4 protein-coding genes are annotated in these 3,249 nt (G+C 65.4%); 2 read left to right on the top strand and 2 right to left on the bottom strand.

Annotation, left to right across the window (positions count from 1 at the left end):
* Together VN856_RS00050 and VN856_RS00045 are read right to left on the bottom strand one after the other, a co-directional pair.
* A partial coding sequence (locus VN856_RS00050) for a fatty acid--CoA ligase family protein (RefSeq protein ID WP_325685094.1) occupies positions 1–1,227 on the bottom strand: 1,227 nt, incomplete at its 3' end.
* A 7-nt stretch (positions 1,228–1,234) separates the two neighbouring features.
* A complete protein-coding gene (locus tag VN856_RS00045) occupies positions 1,235–2,062 on the bottom strand; it encodes a hypothetical protein (protein ID WP_325685093.1) in 828 nt (275 codons plus the stop codon).
* Between VN856_RS00045 and VN856_RS00040 the strand changes: the two genes are divergently transcribed.
* The gene (locus VN856_RS00040; RefSeq protein WP_325685092.1) at positions 2,061–2,543 is read left to right on the top strand and encodes a carboxymuconolactone decarboxylase family protein; all 483 of its coding nucleotides are present in this window, start codon (positions 2,061–2,063) and stop codon (positions 2,541–2,543) included. The two genes, VN856_RS00045 and VN856_RS00040, sit on opposite strands and share 2 nt — an antisense overlap.
* A gap of 19 nt (positions 2,544–2,562) precedes the next feature.
* Positions 2,563–3,192 (top strand): nitroreductase family protein, encoded by a 630-nt coding sequence (locus VN856_RS00035; RefSeq protein ID WP_325685091.1) that lies wholly within the window; start codon positions 2,563–2,565, stop codon positions 3,190–3,192.
* Positions 3,193–3,249 lie beyond the last annotated feature (57 nt).

Below are 3,249 nucleotides of genomic sequence, written 5' to 3'. Positions count from 1 at the left end.
CGCGACGTCGCTCACCGCGGGATGGGTACGCAGTGCCTCCTCGACCTCGATCGGGCCGAACTTCTCTCCCCCGCGGTTGATGGTGTCGCTGAGCCGGCCGCTGGGATAGATGTAGCCGTCGGCATCGCGGCGTGCGAGGTCGCCGGTATGCAGCCAGCCTTCGGCGACGTTCTGGCTGGTGTTCACCCACAGCTCGCCAACAACCCCCGCTTCGACGTCTCTGCCCGTGTCGGGATCCACCACCCGGACCTCGACTCCCGGCAGCGGCTTTCCCACCGAGCCCACCCGATTGGGATCGCGGTGGTCCTGCGGCATCAAACTTGTGTAGGCGCCCAGAGTTTCGGTCTGGCCGAACACGTTGGCGAACGCGACACGCGGCAGGGCGGCCATCGCGCGGCGCACCAATGCGACGGGCGCGGCCGCCGCCCCGTAGGCGATGGCGATCAGCGACGTCAGGTCGGTGCCCGCGAAGTCGCGATGGTCGAGGATCCGCTGCAGCATGGTCGGCACCAGAAATGCGGTTTGTACCCGGTGCTCCTGCACCAGCCGCAACCACGCGGCGGCGTCGAACCGCTCTTGCACGACCGAGGTGTTGCCCGAGTAGAGGCTGCCGAGGATGCCCAGCGAGCCGCCGACGTGGAAAAACGGGACACACATCATCGCCATCGTGGGTGGGGAGTCCGGCTGGAACGGTTGCGTCATTCCGCGGATGCGTCCACTCAGTTGCCCGTTGCTGATTGCGACCGCCTTCGGGAGCCCGGTGGTACCGCTGGTGAACAAAACCAGGGCGTCGCGGTCGTCGAAGTCGTCGGCCGTCGTCGCCGCGCGAATAGGGCTGTCGCTCAACAGATCAGCGGCCGTCAACACTCGGCTCGCGCCCGCTTCATGGAGCCGGGCCGCGTATGCATCGCCGGCAACCGCGACGTCGGCGCATCCCGCATTCTGCATCAGGGCCCGCAGCTCTGATGTTGTGAGCGCGGGGTTCATCAGCGCTGCCGCTGCACCGATGCGCGCCGCCGCGAAAACCGATGCGATGGAAAGTAGGCTGCCGCCGTCGACGACGGCGACACGGCTTTCGGCCGTCACACCGTTGGCCGCCAAACCCGCCGCGCAACGTTCGACGGTGGCGGCCAGTTGCCCGTATCCGATTGATTCCTTGCCGATAATGAGAGCGACGCGGTCGGGATCGCCGATGGCGGCGGCGTCGGTGATGGTGCCGATATTCATGCGCGGCTCAGTACAGCGGTGACCATGAGGAAGTCCGGAGTAGCCGGCTGGTCCATTGATCGCGCAGGTCTAAGGCCTCGTACATCCAGGTTCCGGGTGCACGGTAGCGTGCCGGGATCTCGTTCCGCAGGAGGTTGAGCAGCGCCTCCGGCTGCTGGATCCGTTGCATCAGTACCACTTCCCGGCGCAGGTGACTGCCGAGCGCGGGCTGAAAGCCGGCCTGAATGTCCAGCATCGACTCCGAGGTCTCAAGGCTCTTGGAGTACACCTCGCCGCAGCGGTCGATGTATTCGGTGAACGCGTCCTCGTACGGCCACATGGTGTCCTCCATGTAGAGGCTCAGCTCGTGTTCCCTTCCATCCGTTGGTATTTCGCCGAACGGCACGTCCCGAAGTGGCGACCACGGAAGCGCCACGAGGAGCTTGGCCGCGACATCGTGGCGGAGCGCGTCGAGCTCACGCATCCACTGCTGCAGATCGCCTCGCTGAATGCGACGCGCCAGGCGCTCCCATGCCGCACCATCACGAACGGCGGTCACCGTGACGACCGTGTAGGCGGGGCCGGTGCCGTGGGCGTGGTTGGCGTACCAGAGCAGCCGGGCTTCATCACCGGCTCCGAGCGTGGCCATCCAGCCATCGCGGAACGCGGCCTCGAACTCATCCTCGGCGCGTCCTCGCACCGTGTGTACCTCGTGCATGAAGAGCATGCCGCGAGACCTCCTGTGCGAGCGCTGCATCGCGCTTCCGCTCAGACGGACGGTAACCCCCGGCATCGCGTCCTGTCCACGGGCCGGAACCTGGACAGTCACGCCGAACATCTGGTTTGCTCGCTTCATGGCCAGGCTTGATGTGCCCGACGGCCCCGGTGGCGAGGCCGCAATGATTTGGACGCTGCGACCTCAACTCGGTGACATGGTCGAGCGAATGATCCGCGGCGCGTACCAACAGAGCATCCTGCCCCCGGACGAGCGCGAACTGGCCAGGATGCGGATCGCACAGATCAACGACTGCGTCGCGTGCTCGGACTTCCGCGCGGATTCGGTGCTCGAGGCCGGCGTCGCACCAGAGCTGTATGAGAACGTCGCGGCTTATGCGACCTATCCCGGCTACACGCCGCGCCAACGTCTTGCCATCGATTACGCCGAGCGGTTCGCGAACGACCACGCATCGATCGACGACACGTTCTTCGGACGGCTGCGTGAAGTCTTCACCGATGAGGAAATCCTCGATCTCACCCTCTGTGTCGCGGTGTTCCTTGGCCTCGGACGCTCGTTGAGCGTGCTCGGCGTCGATCAGTCCTGCGCGATCGACCTCTGAGCACCCCGGGAGGGACAGCATGGATATCGCCACCGTCGACGAACTGCTGAGCACCACGCGGTCGGTGCGCAAACGTCTTGACCTGACCCGGCCGGTCGGTCGCGAGGTGATCCTCGAGTGCATACAACTGGCGATGCAAGCGCCGACGGCAAGCAACACGCAGGATTGGCGGTGGCTGGTGATCACCGACCCCGACAAACGCGCCGCCATCGCGGAGATCTACAGCAGCATCGGCGCTGAGTATCTTGCACTCGCCGCTAACGACACGTCTGACCCGCAAACCCAGCGCGTGTACGCCAGCGCGTTCAGCCTCACCGACACACTGGCCCAAGTTCCCGTGCATGTCATCCCCTGCCTGGAGAACCGCATCGATAACTCCAGCGTGTTGACCGCCGCGTCGGCTTGGGCGTCGATCATCCCGGCCGGCTGGAGCTTTTTGCTCGCGCTTCGGTCTCGTGGCCTCGGATCGGTCTGGACGACAATGCATTTGGCCAAGGAGCAAGAGGTAGCCGAATTGCTGGGCATCCCGGCCACGGTCACGCAGGCTGCGCTTTTCCCGGTGGCCTACACGATCGGGACTGATTTCCGGCCGGCCTCGCGACCGCCCGCGGAGACCGTGACCTTCTGGGACAGCTGGGGAGAAAGCTGATGCAATCCTTCACCGTTCGATTCCATGTCGACGCGCCCCCGAGGAAAGTGTGGCGGG

Source organism: Mycobacterium sp. (genome assembly GCF_035603715.1).
Lineage (GTDB): Bacteria > Actinomycetota > Actinomycetes > Mycobacteriales > Mycobacteriaceae > Mycobacterium.
Note: the sequence above shows the minus strand (reverse complement) of the source record. Positions and strands in the feature narration are given on the sequence as shown.

Excerpts from the sequence above, each read along its gene's own strand:
- VN856_RS00040 (WP_325685092.1), top strand. The coding sequence starts at position 2,061 with ATGGCCAGGCTTGATGTGCCCGACGGCCCCGGTGGCGAGGCCGCAATG.
- VN856_RS00045 (WP_325685093.1), bottom strand. The coding sequence starts at position 2,062 with ATGAAGCGAGCAAACCAGATGTTCGGCGTGACTGTCCAGGTTCCGGCC.
- VN856_RS00035 (WP_325685091.1), top strand. The coding sequence starts at position 2,563 with ATGGATATCGCCACCGTCGACGAACTGCTGAGCACCACGCGGTCGGTG.